General features: G+C 71.0%; 16 protein-coding genes and 1 pseudogene. 13 read left to right on the plus strand and 4 right to left on the minus strand.

Annotated elements, in window-relative coordinates; genetic code table 11:
• Nucleotides 1-202 precede the first annotated feature (202 nt).
• Nucleotides 203-1,240 (minus strand): LacI family DNA-binding transcriptional regulator, encoded by a 1,038-nt coding sequence (locus KM933_RS20245; RefSeq protein ID WP_221354160.1) that lies wholly within the window; start codon nucleotides 1,238-1,240, stop codon nucleotides 203-205.
• 217 nt (nucleotides 1,241-1,457) lie between these two features.
• Between KM933_RS20245 and KM933_RS20250 the strand changes: the two genes are divergently transcribed.
• The 9 genes and pseudogenes from KM933_RS20250 to KM933_RS40605 form a co-directional block, all read left to right on the plus strand.
• Nucleotides 1,458-2,417, plus strand: coding sequence for an ROK family protein (locus KM933_RS20250; RefSeq protein ID WP_221354162.1), 960 nt, complete (start codon nucleotides 1,458-1,460; stop codon nucleotides 2,415-2,417).
• 206 nt (nucleotides 2,418-2,623) lie between these two features.
• Complete coding sequence (locus tag KM933_RS20255) at nucleotides 2,624-2,815, plus strand: hypothetical protein (protein WP_221354164.1); 192 nt, start codon at nucleotides 2,624-2,626, stop codon at nucleotides 2,813-2,815.
• A gap of 285 nt (nucleotides 2,816-3,100) precedes the next feature.
• Nucleotides 3,101-3,280, plus strand: a complete 180-nt coding sequence (locus tag KM933_RS39445) for a hypothetical protein (protein WP_260333840.1) — start codon at nucleotides 3,101-3,103, stop codon at nucleotides 3,278-3,280.
• Between the two features lie 264 nt (nucleotides 3,281-3,544).
• Nucleotides 3,545-4,510 (plus strand): PaaX family transcriptional regulator, encoded by a 966-nt coding sequence (locus tag KM933_RS20265; protein ID WP_260333841.1) that lies wholly within the window; start codon nucleotides 3,545-3,547, stop codon nucleotides 4,508-4,510.
• A gap of 818 nt (nucleotides 4,511-5,328) precedes the next feature.
• Entirely contained in the window at nucleotides 5,329-6,213 is an 885-nt protein-coding gene (locus KM933_RS20270) for an alpha/beta hydrolase family protein (RefSeq protein ID WP_221354168.1), read from the plus strand.
• Nucleotides 6,214-6,680: 467 nt separating this feature from the next.
• The gene (locus tag KM933_RS20275; protein WP_221354170.1) at nucleotides 6,681-8,537 is read left to right on the plus strand and encodes a rhamnogalacturonan lyase; all 1,857 of its coding nucleotides are present in this window, start codon (nucleotides 6,681-6,683) and stop codon (nucleotides 8,535-8,537) included.
• A 265-nt stretch (nucleotides 8,538-8,802) separates the two neighbouring features.
• Nucleotides 8,803-9,324: a right-handed parallel beta-helix repeat-containing protein gene (locus KM933_RS40600; protein ID WP_430727342.1), complete on the plus strand. Its 522-nt coding sequence runs from the start codon at nucleotides 8,803-8,805 to the stop codon at nucleotides 9,322-9,324.
• A gap of 9 nt (nucleotides 9,325-9,333) precedes the next feature.
• Nucleotides 9,334-11,253: a glycosyl hydrolase 53 family protein gene (locus KM933_RS20280; protein ID WP_221354172.1), complete on the plus strand. Its 1,920-nt coding sequence runs from the start codon at nucleotides 9,334-9,336 to the stop codon at nucleotides 11,251-11,253.
• A gap of 71 nt (nucleotides 11,254-11,324) precedes the next feature.
• Nucleotides 11,325-12,082, plus strand: a pseudogene (locus KM933_RS40605) (helix-turn-helix domain-containing protein); the annotation flags it as partial.
• Between the two features lie 234 nt (nucleotides 12,083-12,316).
• On the opposite strand, the gene KM933_RS20295 reads toward KM933_RS40605, so the two are convergent.
• A complete protein-coding gene (locus KM933_RS20295) occupies nucleotides 12,317-12,844 on the minus strand; it encodes a TerD family protein (protein WP_221354176.1) in 528 nt (175 codons plus the stop codon).
• A gap of 233 nt (nucleotides 12,845-13,077) precedes the next feature.
• Between KM933_RS20295 and KM933_RS20300 the strand changes: the two genes are divergently transcribed.
• Together KM933_RS20300 and KM933_RS20305 are read left to right on the plus strand one after the other, a co-directional pair.
• On the plus strand, nucleotides 13,078-13,305 hold the full coding sequence (locus tag KM933_RS20300; protein ID WP_221354178.1) for a hypothetical protein: 228 nt from the start codon (nucleotides 13,078-13,080) through the stop codon (nucleotides 13,303-13,305).
• Nucleotides 13,302-14,345 (plus strand): NUDIX hydrolase, encoded by a 1,044-nt coding sequence (locus tag KM933_RS20305; RefSeq protein WP_221354180.1) that lies wholly within the window; start codon nucleotides 13,302-13,304, stop codon nucleotides 14,343-14,345. The genes KM933_RS20300 and KM933_RS20305 overlap by 4 nt, the downstream gene beginning before the upstream one ends.
• Before the next feature lie 50 nt (nucleotides 14,346-14,395).
• Here KM933_RS20305 and KM933_RS20310 read toward each other — a convergent pair whose 3' ends face one another.
• A complete protein-coding gene (locus KM933_RS20310; RefSeq protein WP_221354182.1) occupies nucleotides 14,396-15,751 on the minus strand; it encodes a dipeptidase in 1,356 nt (451 codons plus the stop codon).
• A 171-nt stretch (nucleotides 15,752-15,922) separates the two neighbouring features.
• Between KM933_RS20310 and KM933_RS20315 the strand changes: the two genes are divergently transcribed.
• Entirely contained in the window at nucleotides 15,923-17,125 is a 1,203-nt protein-coding gene (locus KM933_RS20315) for a geranylgeranyl reductase family protein (protein WP_221354184.1), read from the plus strand.
• 100 nt (nucleotides 17,126-17,225) lie between these two features.
• Here KM933_RS20315 and KM933_RS20320 read toward each other — a convergent pair whose 3' ends face one another.
• Nucleotides 17,226-17,510, minus strand: coding sequence for a DUF6332 family protein (locus KM933_RS20320; RefSeq protein WP_221354186.1), 285 nt, complete (start codon nucleotides 17,508-17,510; stop codon nucleotides 17,226-17,228).
• Nucleotides 17,511-17,570: 60 nt separating this feature from the next.
• Between KM933_RS20320 and KM933_RS20325 the strand changes: the two genes are divergently transcribed.
• Entirely contained in the window at nucleotides 17,571-17,978 is a 408-nt protein-coding gene (locus KM933_RS20325) for a MarR family winged helix-turn-helix transcriptional regulator (protein WP_221354188.1), read from the plus strand.
• Nucleotides 17,979-18,080: the final 102 nt, after the last annotated feature.

The following is an 18,080-nucleotide window of genomic DNA, read 5'->3' on the forward strand; positions in this document are numbered from 1 at the left end:
ATCCCTTCGGCGCGGTCCGGACGGCTCTCCCGACCGCGGTGCCCGGCCGGGAATCCGGTGCGCGACGGCCGGTCCCCGTCGACCGGCGCCGCGGGCGGGAAGCCGGACACGCGGCGTCACGGCCGGTCCGAGGGCTTCGCGCGTGCCTGGCGGCTGCGGGGTCGGAGGGGTGCCGGGAGGTGCCCTCCCCGGGGGCCGTCCGTCAGGCGGAGGGCGGCAGTTCGCCCGAGCCGCGGGTGATGAGGCGGGTCGGGAGCTCGATGCGTTCGGGCGCGAGCAGGGAGCCGTCGAGCTGGCGGAAGAGGCGGTCGGCGGCGGTGCGGCCGAGTTGGGCGGCGTCCTGGGCGACGACGGTGACGCCGGGCCGCAGGAGGTCGGCGAGTTCGATGTCGTCGAAGCCGACCAGGGCGACCGGGCGGGCGCGCTCGGAGATGACGCGTACGACCGTGACCGTCACGCGGTTGTTGCCCGCGAATACGGCGGTCACGGGGGAGGGGCCCGAGAGCATGGTCTCGGCCGCCCGGCGGACCCGCTGCGGGTCGGTGACGCCCAGGGACATCCACGCGTCCTCCACCGGGATGCCGGCGTCCTCCATCGCGGTGCGGTAGCCGCGCAGCCGCTCGGCCGCGGTGTGGATGCGGGGCATGTCCCCGATGAACCCGATCCGGCGGTGGCCGTGCGCGATGAGGTGGGCGACGCCGTCGCGCGCACCGCCGAAGCTGTCGGAGAGCACGACGTCCGCGTCGATCTGCCCCGCGGGGCGGTCCACGAACACCGTGGCGACGCCCGCCTTCATCTCGGGCTCCAGGTAGCGGTGGTCGTCACCGGCCGGGATGACCACCAGCCCGTCCACGCGGCGCGCGCACAGCGCGAGGACGAGTTCCTGCTCGCGCTCCGGGTCCTCGGCGCTGGACCCGTTGATCAGCAGGGCGCCGTGGGCGCGCGCCACCTCCTCCACCGCCCGGCTCAGCGGACCGTAGAACGGGTCCGCGAGGTCCTCCAGGACGAGACCGATGCTCGCGGTGCGTCCCTTGCGGAGCACCCGCGCGCTGTCGTTGCGCCGGAAGCCCAGCGCTTCGATCGCCTCCTGCACCCGGCGCTCGGTGTCGGGGGTGACCCCGGGCTCGCCGTTGACTACGCGCGACACCGTCTTCAGACCGACCCCGGCACGCGCGGCGACGTCCTTCATGGTCGGACGGTTGCCGTAGCGGCTCTCGGTTCGGCGGGCGGTCTCGGCCACGATGCGCTGTCCTGTCCTGTAGTCCGTGTGGCTGCGCCGGTCCTGACGGACTCGGCGGACAGCCGGATCGGGATGTGCGGTCGAGCATAGAGCCTGGACAACGTTGTCAGATGCGAGAGAGACTGTGCAACGCATTCTCCGGCCCGCTCTCCACCGCGTGACCGGCCCTGCTCCTTCCTCATGTCCCACCGGGCTCCGATCGGGAGAACTGACACTGATGCACACCGACCTCGTGGCCGCGCTCGACATCGGCGGCACCAAGATCGCCGGAGCGCTGGTGGACGGCCACGGCCGGATCCTGCTGCGCGCCCAGCGGCCGACGCCCGCGCAGGAGCACGGCGACACCGTCATGCGGGCCGTCGAGGCCGTGCTCGGCGAGCTGACCGCCTCCCCGCTGTGGAGCGGGGTCACGGCGGTCGGTATCGGCAGCGCCGGTCCCGTGGACGCCTCGGCGGGCACGGTGAGCCCGGTGAACGTCCCCGGCTGGCGCGGCTATCCCCTCGTCGAGCGGGTCCGCGCCGTGGCGGACGGGCTGCCCGTCGAACTGATCGGCGACGGTGTGGCCATCACGGCGGCCGAGCACTGGCAGGGGGCCGCCCGCGGCCACGACAACGCGCTCTGCATGGTGGTCTCGACGGGCGTCGGCGGCGGCCTGGTGCTGGGCGGACAGCTGCACCCGGGGCCCACGGGCAATTCCGGTCACATCGGTCACATCAGCGTGGACCTCGACGGCGACCGGTGCCCGTGCGGGGCCCGCGGCTGCGTCGAACGCATCGCGAGCGGCCCGAACATCGCGCGCCGCGCCGTCGAGGGCGGCTGGCGGCCGGGTCCCGGGGGCGACACCTCCGCCGCCGCCGTGGCCGCCGCGGCCCGGGCGGGCGACCCCGTCGCGACGGCCTCCTTCGAACGTGCCGCGCGGGCGCTGGCGGCGGGCATCGCGGCGACCGCGACCCTGGTGGAGATCGACATCGCGGTGATCGGCGGGGGGGTGGGCAAGGCGGGCGAGGTCCTGTTCGCGCCGCTGCGGGCCGCCCTGCGCGACTACGCCACGCTGTCGTTCGTGCAGCGGCTCACCGTGACGCCGGCCCGGATGGGCACGGACGCCGGGCTGGTGGGGGCCGCGGCGGCCGCGCTCAGCCGGAGGCCGAGCGCCACCGTCGCGGGGGTCGGCGGCTGAGCCGCGCGCTGTTCTCCGGGGCGGCCTGCTGAAGGGCGGGCCGGCTGAGGGGCGAGCCGGTCGGGGGCGAGCCGGTCGGGGGCGGCGGTCGGTCGCCGGGACGTGCGGGCCGGTGGGGGCTTGTCGCGCAGTTCCCCGCGCCCCTTGGAGGATGCGGGTGGAAAGTCCGACCGTGACCCATGGGCGGGTCGGCAGTTGAACCGGGCATGAAGAAGCGCAGCATGCTGGCCATCGCCTCCCTCGCCACCGGCTTCGTCGTGGCGGCCGTCACCCCCTCCCACTCCCAGGGCGCCGACGCCCTCGGCAACCTCGACCTCCAGGACACCGTCACCACCGTCGACCGGACGGTCAGTCAGGGCAGCATGGCCCTGGACGACGGCTCCCCGGAGGAGGACTGACCGGCCCTTCCGACCCCTTCCGTCCCGAGCCCGGCCCGGTGGGGCCGGGCTTTCGGCTGCGTTCGGCCCGTCGGACGCGACCTCATCAGGACCTGGTTTCCATGGCAGGGGGGAGCGGGCAAGCCTCAGGGGGCCACACAGCAGAGGGGGAACCGTGATCGTCTGGATCAACGGTTGCGCCGACGCAAGGCCCGGTCAGCATTCCTACCTGCTTCTATCCGGTCCCGCTCCTCGCCTTACTTAGGGCCCGCCGGAGAATAAACCGATGCCCTGCGACCTGGGCGTATGCACGACGCCACGGCCACGCGCAACGAAGGCGGCGCCCCCAGGTGCTTCGCCACCCTGGGGCAGGCTGACGAGTACGCCTGCGCCGCCTCCGTGCGGGTGGCGAGGTTCCACGACTGGGCCAACCACGACCCAGCAGGCGCGACTCACGATGTCCGCGGCTCCGGGGACGGTGAGTGAGGCGTGGTTCCAGCCGCCGGGGACGGCGAACGGATCGAGGATGATCCGCCTCACGGCCTGAAACTGTGAACGTTCCCACAAAAGATATCATTAATTTCCCGATCGGGCGCGTGCCTGTCAACCGACCGATGGAGCGACCGGCGGGGACCGGGCTCTCGGAGCGGGGGCACCGAACGGATGAGAGGTACTGCTGCGGAAGCTCCGGCCGGAGGATCGCGCAGTCGTTACAGTGGTGGCACCGTTTCGATCACGCCGGAGCTGACCTTGGCGAACCTGTCCGACCTCGAGGACATCTTCTCCGCCGAGGGTGACGGCGCCGGTCCCGTGCGGGCGACCGGCTGGCAGAACGCCGTGTCACCGCAGGGACTGGCGATCACCTTGATCGCCGACTACACCTTCCCGGTCCGGGCGTGGTTGCCGTCGGCGGCGATCGTGGCGTTGCTCGGCGAGTTCCACGTGGCCGACGGCGCCGCCCGTACGACGATCAGCAGGCTGGCGCGCCGAGGGGTGCTGGAAGGCAGCCGGCAGGGGCGCTACAGCTCTTACCGACTGACACCGGAGGCCGCCACCGACCTGTGGAGCGGCGCCAGTTCGATCGCCACGTTCACCACGCAACCCGACGCATGGGACGGATGGTGGACACTGATCGCCTTCTCCTTTCCGGAAACGGAGAGCACGCGGCGGCGCGCATTGCGCACCGCACTGCGGTGGCGGGGGTTCGCACCGCTGTACGACGCACTCTGGGTGTCGCCGTACCCCTTGACCCCCAAAGGGCGGATCGAGGTGGCCGACCTGGTGCGGGGAGCGGTGAGCGTGTTCCGCGCACGGCAGGAGGATCTGGAGACGGAGGCCAACCGCAACCCGGTCGAGGCGTGGGACCTGCCCGGCATCGCCGAGCACTATCGAACGTTCACCCGGCGTTGGAGCGACCTGCTTCCCCGTATCGGCGCCGGCAGCGTCACCGGCGCCGAGGCGGTTCGCGCCAGGACCGAGGTGATGCAAACCTACCGGCACTTCCCCATCCTGGACCCCTTGCTCCCGATCGGGCTGCTGCCTCCCGACTGGCCCCGGTCCCGGGCTCGGGAAACCTGCGTCGCAGTGTATGACGGTCTGCTCCAGCCGGCCCAGGACCACGTCCGCGCGGTGGTGACCCGTTTCGCCGAAGGGCCGCGCCTCGACATCAGGGCCCACACGATCGCCGGCATGAGTGCGGGTATCGGCCACGGCTGACAGCCGCCTGCCGCGGGCGCGAGCCTCGCCACCCGCATGGACTGCATGGCCCCAGCGGAGCCTGACGCCCGGCACCCTTCGTTGCGAGGGCCGACGGCTGACGGATCGGCCCACGGTGAAGCCTCGGCGGCAGCAGTGCCGCTCGCGCGCCCCTTCGGCGTGCGCTCCAGGCGCAAACGGGTTTGGTGTCAACGATTGACAGAACAATGCCCGATCGGGACTCTGTTTGTTGCTTGAGGAAGCTGGGAACGTTCCCAGGGCGCATCTACGGTGTATGGATCGAAGAGGTCCTCGCTGTCGTCGCATCCGCACGTCTCCGTCTCCTGTCCGTGAGCGCGCCCGACAGCAACGACGGGCCGGGAGGTGGCGCACCATCGCTGCTACAGGAGGGTTCTTCCATGCACCACGGACGGCAGCACGAACCGGTGGGCCGCAGGGGGCGAGGGCACCAGGGCGACGAGCGGGCAGACCGTCATCGGCGCAAACGTCCCCCTCCCGTCCTACGCGCGTCCCGGCTTCAACGGCCCGCACATGCCGGCGATCGGCCGCCCCGGCCTGACGGACACCGAGCGGCGCAGCTACTCCGCCCTGGGCCATGAGACCGCGGCCCTCCTCCCGGTCACCGGCGTCCGCAGCGCGTCGCCGGTGCCCCGAGCATCCGCGGCGCAGGTGGTGAGCCGAAGCAGGAACGCGCGACCACGACCGGGCCACCACCTGGAAGCCATGTGCAGCGTGACCGGCGTACCAGCGTCGATGCCTCACCCGATGGTCCGACCGAGCCGCACCGCCCCCACAAGCCCTCCGCACAGGAGTCATTCATGAGCATGCAACGGCGTACGTTCCTGGCACTGAGCGCGGCCGGAGCAGCGGGCGTGGGCGCGTCACTGCTCGGCACCGGGCAGGCAGGCGCCGCCGTGCGGCCGTCGGGTACGGCGCCGACCACGCCGTTCGCGGTCGGCGTGCGCAGGTACGACTGGACTCGCGGCAGCCGCCCGTGCACCACCTACGTCTACTACCCCGCCACCGGCGCCGCCGGCGGCAACCCGGTGACGGACGCCCCGGTCGCAGGCGGGATCTTCCCCGTCCACAACATGACCCACGGCTACGGAAGCAGCCCCCAGAACTCCCTGTTCATCATCCGGGCCCTGGCCTCGGCGGGCTTTATCGTCCCCGCGCCGCACTTCAACCACAACTTCATCGACGTCAACAACGGCAACACGTCCAAGGACGTCTCGCAGATCCTCACCAACACTCTCGCGCTCAACGCGAGCGGTCCGCTGGCCGGGCACATCAACACCGGGATCGGCGTCGGCGTCTCGGGCCACTCCCTGGGCGGCATGGTCACCCACGGCCTGCTGACCTCCTGGCCCGACAGCCGGATCATCTCCGCCAACCCGCAGTCCTGCGTGGACATGGGCAACCCGTCCCGTTCGGTCTCGGCCAAGGTCCTGTTCGTGCACGGAGACCGGGACTCGACCACGTCGTACTCCTCGGCCCGGCAGGCGTACGCGGAGATGGCCTGGCCCAAGGCGTTCCTCACCTTCGTCGGCGGCAGCCACACCAGCTTCTGGAGCGACCAGCGCTTCCCGAGGACCGTCGTCGACTGGGCGCGCTGGACCATGTACGGCGACACCGCCGCCCGGGACCGCCTCCCGGCCGACGCATCCGGGTCCAACACCAAATGGGAAGCCGCCCTGAGCTGAGGAGCAACCGCTCCGCGCACCCGGCGTGACGTTCCCGCCTATGAGGATCGTCAGAACAATACTGTCATGTCCGCGTCACTCACATGCGTGGTGGCACCTCCTTGATCATCCACGAACGCGGACAGCGAGGCGTGAGGTGTTCGGTCGCCGGCTCCACGACGGACGTTTCGCTGCTCGCGCCACCCCCGAGCAGATGCCGGCACGGGCAATCTTCCAGGAGGTCCTGACGCCCGGGCCGGTCCGGCACCGTCCACCACGGCACAGGCATCGCCGCTGTGCTGCCGGACACGGCGGTACAGCGGCACTGAACCTGCCGGCGCAGAACATCACCACCTGCGTCTTCCGCGAGGGCGGTACCGCGCTCGGCCACGACCCGCGATCCACCGACAGGTACGCACATCCCCACCCCGGAGGTCACTGTGACCGATATATCCCGGCGCCCCCGTCCGGCGCCGCGTCAACGGAGAATGCGCCGATTCCCAGGCGGCCGGGCTGCGGCCGTTCTTACCGCCGCCGTCGCACTGGCAGCCTCCGCGCTCACCGTGCTGCCGCAGACCGCACACGCCGCGACCGCACGGCAGGTGGAGCGCCTCGACCGAGGTCTGACCAGCGTCCACACGGGCAGTGGGAACCTCGTGTCATGGCGCTGGCTGGCCACCGACCCCAACGACGTGGCCTTCAACGTCTACCGCGGCGGCACCAGGCTCAACTCCTCGCCGATCACCGGCTCCACGAACTACTTGGACGCAGGCGCCGCGAACTCCGCCGATTACACGGTGCGCCCGGTCGTGAACGGCACCGAGCAGGCCCCCTCCGAGCACGCGCTGCAGTTCCGGTCGGGATACCTGGACGTGCCGATCTCGCCGCCGGCCGGCGGCAGGACCCCGGACGGGGTGTCGTACACCTACGAGGCCAACGACGCCAGTGTCGGCGACCTGGACGGCGACGGCAGGCTCGACCTGGTCCTGAAGTGGTATCCCACCAATGCCAAGGACAACGCACAAGACGGGTACACCGGCAACACGATCGTCGACGGCCTCAAGCTGGACGGCACCCGGCTGTGGCGCGTCGACCTGGGCCGCAACATCCGCTCCGGCGCGCACTACACGCAGTTCCAGGTGTACGACTACGACGGCGACGGCAAGGCCGAGGTCGCCATGAAGACCGCGGACGGCACCCGGGACGGCACCGGTGCCGTGATCGGCAACGCGTCCGCCGACCACCGCAACTCCAGCGGCTACGTCCTGTCCGGCCCGGAGTTCCTCACGATGTTCAACGGTCAGACCGGCAGGGCGATGGGGACCGTCGACTATGCCCCGGCCCGCGGCAACGTGTCCTCCTGGGGCGACAACTACGGCAACCGTGTCGACCGCTTCCTGGCCGGAACGGCCTACCTCGACGGCTCCCGCCCCTCGCTGATCATGGCACGCGGCTATTACACACGTTCCGTGATCGCAGCCTGGGACTGGCGGAACGGCCAGTTCACCCGACGATGGACCTTCGACACCTCCTCCTCCACCAACAGCGGCAGGGGCTACGACGGCCAGGGCAACCACAGCCTGTCCGTCGCGGACGTCGACACGGACGGCAAGGACGAGATCGTCTACGGCGCAATGACCGTGGACGACAACGGCAACGGGCTGTGGACCACCCGGCTCGGCCACGGCGACGCGGGGCACGTCAGCGACCTCAACCCCTCCCGCGCGGGCCTGGAGTACTTCAAGGTCTCCGAGGACAAGAGCAAGCCGGGCTCGTGGATGGCGGACGCGCGCACCGGCCAGATCCTGTGGCAGACGGCCTCCGGTTCGGACAACGGCCGAGGCGTCGCCGCCGACGTTCACGCCGGCAGTCCGGGCGCCGAGGCGTGGTCGGCATCCGACACCACCCTGCGCTCGGCGACCGGCGCCTCCCTCGGTCGGGAGCCCTCCAGCATGAACTTCCTCAGCTGGTGGGACGGGGACCCCGTCCGCGAACTCCTCGACGGCACCCGTGTCGACAAGTACGGCACCTCCGGCGACACCCGCCTGCTCACCGCTTCCGGCGTCCACTCCAACAACGGCACCAAGTCCACGCCGTCCCTGTCCGGTGACCTCCTCGGCGACTGGCGTGAGGAGGTCGTCTGGCCGACGGCCGGGAACACGGCTCTGCGGATCTACTCCACGCCGCACCAGACGACCACTCGGATCACGACCCTCCTCCACGACTCGATGTACCGTACGGCCCTGGCCTGGCAGAACACCGCGTACAACCAGCCGCCGCACCCGAGCTTCTTCATCGGCAACGGGATGCCGACGGCCCCACGGCCCACCGTCCACACCCCCTGAACCCCGCCGCACGGCCGCCCCTGCTCCACCGCACGGGCGGCCGACCGGGGAGAGGGCCGATCGGCAACGACCCACCGCTTCGCCCACCCCCCACCGGGGCCGGGCGACACCCACCCCCACGACCAGCCGCCCGCCACGACACACACGCGGCCGGCGCGGGAAGGAGCGGCCATTCGAATTCGACCGTGTACATCCACCTGACCCAGCCACAGAAGTACGACGTGATGACGACGTTCTTCAGCCACTTCGCCGCGAACGACGGCATGTGGGGCATGTCGATGTTCTCCTCCCACGGCAGCGCAGACGTCGCCGCCGGGATCGTGGAGAACACGAATCGGACTCGCATGACAACCACGACCTGCACAGCGACGACGGTCCCGGCGAGAACGCCGACGGGTTCGGTTCGCACTGCACGCCGGCCGACCGCGCCGCGAACGTGTTCCGGGGCTGTCGGGCGTGGTGGAACGCCGATGGCGGGTTCGACCTCATCTCCGCCTGCCCGCCCGCGATCATCGAGAACTCGTGGGCCTGGTGCAACGGGTACGTGCCGGGGACGACGACACCCTCCGGTGACGGAGTCGGCCCCAAGTCGGGCAGCTACGGGGCGACCACGAAGCCAACGCGCCCAAGCGGGCGACGACACCATCCGGCTGGATCCGACCGCGACAACCGGACTGCCCGACGTCGGCTGTCGCGATGTCGACTGACTGACATCCCGTCCTCTGCCGGTCTTGTCGACCGGCAGAGCGTACGGAACAGGCCATGCCGCCCCTGTGTGACACGTTAGGAGAAGGACATGAGCAGCAAGCGTCTGTCCCGCGTCATCGCGGGCACGGCGACGTTGGTGACCATGGTGTCCGCGAACTTGCTCATGGTGCCCCGGCCGGCCCACGCGCTCTTCGGCACCGCCGACATCAAGCCGATCGAAAGCAATATCGCCGCCAAGCCCTGGGCCTCGGCGACGGCCGCCACCGGCTCGTCGAACGCAGGGCTGGCCATCGACGGCGATCCGACGACGTCCTGGCGCCCGGAGCGTGCAGGCGACCGGCAGCGGCTCACCGTCGATCTCGGTGGGACCTACGACAACCTGCGCAAGGTCAAGGTGCTGTTTCCGGACCGCGGTGTGGCCCACCGGTACGTGGTCGAGGCCTCATCCGACGGTCGCCGATGGAAGACCATCGCCGACAGGTCCCACAACCGGGCCGTGTCGCGAGGGGAGGTGCACCTGTTCACCCGGCCGGCAACGCGCTTCGTCCGGCTGATCTTCACCGGCGGACCGGATGGTGCCCGGGCCGGTGTCAGCGAGCTGCAGGTCTTCAACTACCTGCGCGACGACCTGACCCTCGGCGCCGATCTGTCCTGGGTGGACGACGTCCAGGACCGACAGTACTGGGTGAATCCGCTCGCACAGGACCGGGGCGCCGGACCGCACTTGCTCGACGTGGCCAAGGACCGTGGCATGCAGCACACCCGGCTGCGGATATTCAACGAGCCGCGCAGCGAAAGCACCGGGCAACCGACGCCGATACCACGCCAGGGTCCGGAGCGCTCACTGGTCTCAGCGAAGTGGATCAAGCAGCGGGGCATGGGCCTGGGTATCGACTTCCATTACGCGGACTCATGGGCGGACCCGAGCAAGCAACCGAAGCCGCGCGCCTGGGCCGAGCTGGAGTTCGCGGACCTGTCCAAGGCCGTGTACGACCACACCGCCGACTATGTGGACCGGTTGATGCAGCAGGGCACCACGCCGGAGAAGGTAGCCGTCGGCAACGAGATCATCAATGGCTTCATGTACGGCAGCGAGGCGGCCCTCATCGGCACGACGACTCCGCCGTACTTCGTCGACCAGGCGGACGTCTACCAGTCCAAGCCGGGCGGTGGCCTGCTGTGGAAGTACTGGCGGTCAACCGACCCGGTGGAGCAGCAGCTCTACGACCAGGCGTGGGACCGGTTCACCACCCTGGCCGCAGCCGGGATCAAGGCCGTCCGGGACGTGTCACCGACATCCAGGGTCGAGACACACGTGATCGTCGGCAAGGACAAGATCGACAAAACCATGGAATTCTGGCACCAGTTCCTCACCCGGGTCAAGGCAAAGGGTCAGAACCCTGATGTGCTGGCCATCTCGTACTACCCGGAGTGGCATGGTGCGCCCGAGGCGTTGGATCTCAACCTGAACACCATGGCCACCAGCTATCCCGGCTACGAAATCGACATCGCTGAAACCGCTTACCCCGCCTCGGGCGGCGACGGCTCGCCGTTGCCCAACTCACCGTACCCGCGAACGGTTCAGGGGCAGGCGGACGCCATCCAGAGGGTGTTCCAGGCCGCCAACGACGTGGTCGACAACCAGGGTTCAGGGGTGCTGGTGTGGGAGCCCGCCGGCTACCAGGCGATGTTCCGGGCCGTGCCCGGCATGGCGAACACGTGGGAGCCGCACGCGTCCGTCAACGTCTTCAACGCCAGCCGCGCCGAGCACATCCTCCAGGACACCCTCCACACCGCCACGGTAGTCGGCACCGCCCCGGAGCTGCCCCCGTCGGTCCGTGTGCTCACCACCGCCGACAACCGGATCACCGGTGTTCCCGTCCGCTGGCAACCGTTGCCACCTGGCGCAACCGACAAGCCGGGTGAGGTGATGATCATCGGAACAACCGACACAGGACCGGTCAAGGCAGTCGTCGACGTCGCTCCCCGAGCGGCGAACAGGTCCTGACGAGGAGGTACTGATCTGTTCGGGGTGTCGTCGGAGGGGGTGAGGGGGGCAATCCCTGCGGTAGGCCGGCGGTGGAGAAGGAGCCGGTCCGGCGGGGGCCGGCCGCGCACGGCCGGGAGGGCCGGCGCTGGACCCTGTCGAGAATTCGGGTACTGATCTCGCGGCAGTTCCAGCTGGAGGTTTTCTCGGCGGCGGTGCGGCGGCTGCTGCACCGGCACGGCTGGTCCTGGCAGTCGCCCGCCCGTCGGGCTCTGGAACGCGACGAGGGCGCGGTCGGGTTGTGGAAGAAGAAGGATGTGTGGCCGCAGGCGGAATGACTGCGGCGGCGCTGGGAGCGTTCCTCGTCCTGCTGTTCGCCCTGTTCGCCGCCGGGGTCAGTATCTCCGTCAGCGATCTGGGCGCGGTGTTCACCAGCCCCGAGCCGCTGGGCGTGGTCGTGGGCCTGGTCGTGGGCAAGACCCTGGGCATCTTCGCCGGTACCTACCTCGCGGCCCGCTTCACCCGCGCCCAGCTCAACCCGGACCTGGCCTGGGCCGACGTCCTCGGACTCCCGGCCCTCGCCGGGATCGGCTTCACCGTCGCCCTGCTCATCGGCGAACTCGCCTTCCCCGAGACCGCGCTGGGTGAGCAGGTCAAAGCCGCCGTGCTCATCGTCCCCCTCGCCGCCGCCCTCCTGGCCGCGCCGATCCTGCGCCTGCGCAACCGGCTCCACCGGCGCCTGTACGAGGAGGAGAACACCGGCGCGGACGCGGACGGCATCCCCGACATCTACCAGCACACCGCCCGGGCGGCAGCCGACCCGGTCCCGCAGGACGGCGCTCGTGACTGACAGCAGCCGCCACCCGCTCGCCGGCACCCGTCGTCACTGCCGACGTCCGTGGACTCGAACGCGTCAAGGCCGGTATCCCGGCTGTGCCGACCTCTGCCGCCGGGCCTGCGGAGTCGCGGTGTCCCTCGCACCCGGCCCCGGTGCTTCCCAGCAGACCGAGGTCATGCGGTTGCTGGAGACGACGCCGTGAATCAGTGCACGGCCGACCTGGCCCGGCCGATCGGGCCGCGCCGGTTACGGGGTACTGCCCATGTCCGCGGTGAAGGCGACGGGGTCGCTGTCGAAGCCTCGGACCACCTCATGAAAATCCCACGCCGCGGCAGTGCCCCGGGTGAACTGCGCGACCGTCGTGGCTGTGAAGGCGGAGACCCGCGCGAAATCGTCCTTGAGGAGTTCCTCGTACCCCTCGACAACCTGCACTCCGGCACCGGTCAGATCGCCGAACGTCTTGCGGCCGCCGTCCTGGTGGATGACCACGCCCACGACCACCCGTGCGAAGGAGGAGGCGAGCCGATCGAGCTCCAGGGTCATCACTTCCACGTAGCCGAAGCCCTGACCGGTCCGGCTGTGCCGGCTCATGTTGATGGTGCCGTCCGGTGAGCGGCTGTCGAAGTGGACGACGTACACGGGTTTGCCGTACGGGGCGTCCGCCGAGTAGGTCGCGGCGATGATGTCGAGGTGGTGCGGTGGCTGATTCCAGGCACTGGGATCCCACTTGAGCCGCACTTCGACCTTTTTCACGCCCTGCTTGCCACTGTTCACCGGACGACTGCCTCTCGCGTCTCACATTGCCGCGGCCTGGTTCCCCCATGGTCAAGTATGACTCCACGAACCTCCGTTGAAGCCTCGCGCTACAGCTCGTGTGCGGACCCGGAGGAGCCGTGTGCCGCACCCGGTCCCCAGTGCGGCGCAGCCCCCCGTTCCATCGTCGAAGCCCCGGGTACGGTCGGCGGCCGATCGACGATGCCCGCGTCGCGCACGGAGAACCGACTGCGGTGTCCGGCACTGGCACGGTCGCCGAGCCGCCCGGTGTGGAGGGCACCTACAGCGAGGTGACACGCGCGATGGAGGAGCGGATAGTTGGGTATCTCCAGAGCGTGTGGGAGAAGGAGGTGGTGGGGGCCGGGTTGTGGACGCCGACTTTTACCATGCCCCTCCCAGACGGCCCCGCGAATCCGGCTCCGCCGCTGTTCAGCGGCCTTCCTATCCTGGAGTACGAGTGATCGTCGTCTGGATCAACGGTGCGTCCGGTGCGGGGAAGACCACCACCGCACGGGAACTGATCGACCTGATCCCGAACAGCACACTCTTCGACCCCGAGATCATCGGTACCGAACTGACGCACCTGCTGCCCGCCAAGCGCCTCGCCGAGGTCGGCGACTTCCAGGACCTGCCGATCTGGCGGCGGCTGGTGGTCGACACCGCCGCCGCGATGCTCTCCGAACTCGGGGGCGTGCTCGTGGTTCCCATGACGCTGCTCCGCCAGGACTACCGCGACGAGATCTTCGGCGGGCTCGCGTCCCGCAGGATAGCGGTACGCCATGTGCTGCTCGCTCCGGCGGAAACGATCCTGCGCGACCGGATAGCCGTCCGGGAGGTCCCGCCCGACCTCCCGGACGGGGAGATGCGGGTGCGCCAGTGGTCGTACGACCAGATCGAGCCCTACCGCGCCGCCCTCGCCGGCTGGCTCACCGCGGACGCCCACCCCGTCGACAACGGCGCACTGACCCCGTACGAGACCGCCGTACGCGTCGCCGAGGCCGTGAGCAGCGGATCCGTGCCGGTCTGCGACATCGTGCAGACCCCCGAGCCCACCTCGGAGACCGTCGCGGCGGGGGTGCTCCTCTTCGACGAGCGGGACAGGGTGCTGCTCGTCGACCCGACCTACAAGGCCGGCTGGGAGTTCCCCGGCGGCGTCGTCGAGTCGGGCGAGGCGCCGGCGCTCGCGGGCATGCGCGAGGTGGCCGAGGAGACCGGCATCCGGCTCACCGGCACACTCCGCCTGCTGGTCGTCGACTGGGAACCGCCGGTCCCCCCGGGTTACGGCGGCCTGCGCCTCCTCTTCGACGGCGGCCGGCTCGACGGCGGCGCGGCCCGCCGCATGCTCCTCCCGGGCCCCGAACTGCGCGACTGGCGCTTCGCCACCGAGGAGGAGGCCGCCGCACTCCTGCCGCCGGTCCGCTACGAACGCCTGCGCTGGGCCCTGCGCGCACGGGAACGGGGCGCCGCGCTGTACCTGGAGGCCGGGGTGCCGAAGGGATAGCGGCACCCCGGCCTCCAGGCGGATGAGGAGGCCGTCCGGGGCGGGACCGCTCAGTTCGCCGCGTAGTTCCGCAGGAACAGCGCCTCGGCCACGGCGAGCCGCTCCAGCTCGTCCGGCGACACGCTCTCGTTCACCGCGTGGATCTGCGCCTCCGGCTCGCTCAGCCCGATCAGCAGGATCTCCGCCCGCGGATACAGCGACCCGAGGGTGCTGCACAGCGGAATGGAGCCGCCCTGGCCCGCGTACTGCATCTCGGCGCCGTCGTACGCGGCACTCATCGCCTGAGCCATCGCCGCGTACGCGGGACTCGTGGTGTCGGCGCGGAACGCCTGTCCCTGGCCGGTCTGCTCGGTGCTCACCCGTGCCCCCCACGGGGTGTGCGCCTCCAGGTGGGCCCGGAGCAGCTTGGTCGCCCCGGCGGCGTCCACGCCCGCCGGCACGCGCAGGCTGACCAGCGCGCGGGCGCTCGCCTGGACGGAGGGCGTGGCGCCGACCACCGGCGGGCAGTCGATGCCGAGCACGGTCACGGCGGGCCGCGCCCAGATGCGGTCGGCGACCGTGCCCGAGCCGATCAGCCCGACACCGTCGAGCACCTTGGCGTCCTTGCGGAACTGCGCCTCGTCGTACTGCAGGCCGTCCCACCGCGAGGTGCCCGTCAGCCCGTCGACGGTCGTCGACCCGTCCTCGGCGCGCAGCGAGTCGAGGACGCGGATCAGCGCGCCCAGCGCGTCGGGCGCCGCGCCGCCGAACTGCCCGGAGTGCAGATTGCCTTCGAGGGTGTCGACCTGGACGCGGACGAGCGTCATGCCGCGCAGCGCGGTGGTGACCGTCGGCACACCGGCCCGGAAGTTCCCGGCGTCGCCGATGACGATCGCGTCGGCGTCGAGCAGCTCCGGGTGCTGCTCGGCGTACCGCTCCAGGCCGCCCGTGCCCTGCTCCTCCGACCCTTCCGCGATCACCTTGACGGCGACCGGGACGCCGCCGTTCGCCTTGAGGGCGCGCAGGGCCAGCAGGTGCATGACCAGACCGCCCTTGCAGTCGGCGGCACCGCGCCCGTACCAGCGGCCGTTCCGCTCGGTCAGCTCGAACGGCGGCGTCTCCCAGCCCGCCTCGTCGAGGGGCGGCTGCACGTCGTAGTGCGCGTACAGCAGGACGGTCCTCGCGCCCTCGGGGCCGGGCAGGAAGCCGTAGACCGACTGCGTGCCGTCGGGGGTGTCGAGCAGGGCGACGTCCTGGAAGCCCTCGGCGCGCAGCGCGCCGGCCACCCAGTTCGCGGCCCCCTCGCTCTCGCTCCGCGGGAACTGGCCGAAGTCCGCCACCGACTTGAAGGCCACCAGCTCGGTGAGCTCCGCCTTCGCCCTGGGCATCAGGGATGCGACGGTCTCGGCGACCGGATTCGACGGCATGGGCACGCTCCTCGTGGGTGCGACGTTGTACGGAAGGGCACGGGTGCGGCGCGCCTGTGGGTGTGCGCGCTGCATACGCTGCCGATCCTCCCACAGCGGTCTTCGCCGGACGCCGCCGTAGGATGCGTGGAGCAGGTGCGGCAGGCGGCTGGATCGGAGCAGCAGACCATCGTGAGCAGCGAGAACTCTACGGACGACGCACAGCAGGTATGGGACGTCGTCGTGGTGGGCGCGGGACCCGCGGGCGCCTCGGCCGCCTATGCGGCAGCGGTCGCGGGGCGCCGCGTCCTGTTGCTGGAGAAAGCGGAACTGCCCCGTTACAAAACGTGCGGCGGCGGCATCATCGGACCGACCCGCGACGCGCTGCCTCCCGGTTTCGAGCTGCCTTTCCGGGATCGGGTGCACGCGGTGACGTTCTCGCTGGACGGCAGGTTCACCCGGACCCGCCGGTCCCGGCAGATGCTCTTCGGGCTGATCAACCGGCCCGAGTTCGACCAGCAGCTCGTCGAGCACGCCCAGAAGGCCGGCGCCGAGCTGCGTACGGGGGTCACGGTCTCGCGTGTCGAGCAGCACGGCTCGGCCGTTCCCGACCGGCGCTCGGTCGCCGTCGTCCTCCAGGACGGCGAGACCCTGCTGGCCCGGGCGGTCGTCGGCGCGGACGGCAGCGCCAGCCGGATAGGAGCACACGTCGGGGTGAAGCTCGACCAGGTCGACCTCGGCCTGGAGGCGGAGATCCCGGTGCCGGAGACGGTCGCGGAGGACTGGAAGGGACGGGTCCTCATCGACTGGGGCCCTCTTCCAGGCAGTTACGGGTGGGTGTTCCCCAAGGGCGACACGCTCACCGTGGGGGTCATCTCGGCGCGGGGCGAAGGCGCCGCCACCAAGCGGTACCTGGAGGACTTCATCGCCCGGCTCGGCCTCGCCGGCTTCGAGCCCAGCGTCTCGTCCGGGCACCTGACGCGCTGCCGCGCCGACGACTCGCCGCTGTCGCGGGGACGGGTGCTGGTGTGCGGGGACGCGGCCGGGCTCCTGGAGCCGTGGACCCGCGAGGGCATCTCCTTCGCGCTGCGCTCCGGGCGGCTGGCCGGGGAGTGGGCGGTACGGATCGCGGAGGCCCACGACGCCGTGGACACGCGGCGGCAGGCGCTGAACTACGCCTTCGCGATCAAGGCGGGACTGGGTGTCGAGATGAGCATCGGCAAGCGCATGCTCGCGATCTTCGCGCGCCGGCCCGGTGCGTTCCACGCCGCGCTCACCGGCTTCCGTCCGGCCTGGAAGGCGTTCGCGGGCATCACCCGCGGGTCCACCTCCCTGGGGGAGCTGGTGCGTTCGCACCCGATGGCGGAGCGGGTACTGACCAGACTCGACCGCTGACGGCTTCGCCGAAGCGGTGCTGCGCTCGCGCTGCGCGGCGCCTGACGAGGAGCCGGGTGAAGCCGGGCGCCCGCGACCGGGCCCACCGGGTCGTGCCGGCCTACGAGTCGGCGCCGGTGCGCCCGGGGTGGCTGGGCTGACCGCCCTCCCGGAACCGGACCAGCACCGAGACCACCCGCAGGAGGAAGAGGACGGGCGCGAGGGCCGTCCCGGAGGCGAGCAGGACCTTCTCCACCGCGCCCGGCAGGTCGAAGAGCAGCGCGGGACCGGCGAGGACCCCGAACACCACGGCTGCGGCGAACACGGCGCTGGCCAGCGCGTATCCGATCTCCACGGTGATCGCGTCGCGCTCGGACTGGGTGCGGCGCTCTCCGGTGTGTCCCATGAGGAGAGTGTCGCCCCCGCGCGCCCGGCGGGGCAAGGCGGTCCGCGCTAGGGTGCGGCCATGGCGGTTCAGGAAAAGGCCGAGCGGGAACTCGTGGACCGGTGGCGCGACCTCCTCGCGGTGCACGCGCGCACCCTGTGCGAACTCGACCGGGCTCTGCAGCGACACGGCCTGGGGGCCAGCGACTTCGAGGTCCTCGACGTACTGGCCGCGGGCGCGTCCGCCGACGGCGGACCCGCGTACCGCGTCCAGGAGATCGCCGGCCGTGTGCACCTGAGCCAGAGCGCGCTGTCCCGGCTGATCGGCCGCCTGGAGAAGGACGGCCTCGTGGAACGCTGCATGTGCCCGGAGGACCGGCGCGGCGTACAGGTGTACCTCACGGAGAAGGGGCGCGCCCTGCACGGCGAGGCGCTGCCGCTGCACCGGGCGGTGCTGGGACGGATGCTGGCTGGCGGGCCGCGGGGCTGACCGATTGGCGCCCGCCTTCCCGGGCCGGGGCCGAATGAACCCGGTGGTCTCCCTGGGTGGAGGTGCCCGACAGCGGAAGTGGCCGACAGCGGAGGTGGCCGC

The sequence above is a fragment of the Streptomyces beigongshangae genome, assembly GCF_019710745.1.
GTDB classification, from domain to species: Bacteria; Actinomycetota; Actinomycetes; order Streptomycetales; family Streptomycetaceae; genus Streptomyces; species Streptomyces beigongshangae.

Excerpts from the sequence above, each read along its gene's own strand:
- KM933_RS39445 (WP_260333840.1), top strand. The coding sequence starts at position 3,101 with ATGCACGACGCCACGGCCACGCGCAACGAAGGCGGCGCCCCCAGGTGC.
- KM933_RS20310 (WP_221354182.1), bottom strand. The coding sequence starts at position 15,751 with ATGCCGTCGAATCCGGTCGCCGAGACCGTCGCATCCCTGATGCCCAGG.
- KM933_RS20280 (WP_221354172.1), top strand. The coding sequence starts at position 9,334 with ATGAGCAGCAAGCGTCTGTCCCGCGTCATCGCGGGCACGGCGACGTTG.
- KM933_RS20270 (WP_221354168.1), top strand. The coding sequence starts at position 5,329 with ATGAGCATGCAACGGCGTACGTTCCTGGCACTGAGCGCGGCCGGAGCA.
- KM933_RS20320 (WP_221354186.1), bottom strand. The coding sequence starts at position 17,510 with ATGGGACACACCGGAGAGCGCCGCACCCAGTCCGAGCGCGACGCGATC.
- KM933_RS20255 (WP_221354164.1), top strand. The coding sequence starts at position 2,624 with ATGAAGAAGCGCAGCATGCTGGCCATCGCCTCCCTCGCCACCGGCTTC.
- KM933_RS20275 (WP_221354170.1), top strand. The coding sequence starts at position 6,681 with ATGCGCCGATTCCCAGGCGGCCGGGCTGCGGCCGTTCTTACCGCCGCC.
- KM933_RS20250 (WP_221354162.1), top strand. The coding sequence starts at position 1,458 with ATGCACACCGACCTCGTGGCCGCGCTCGACATCGGCGGCACCAAGATC.
- KM933_RS20325 (WP_221354188.1), top strand. The coding sequence starts at position 17,571 with ATGGCGGTTCAGGAAAAGGCCGAGCGGGAACTCGTGGACCGGTGGCGC.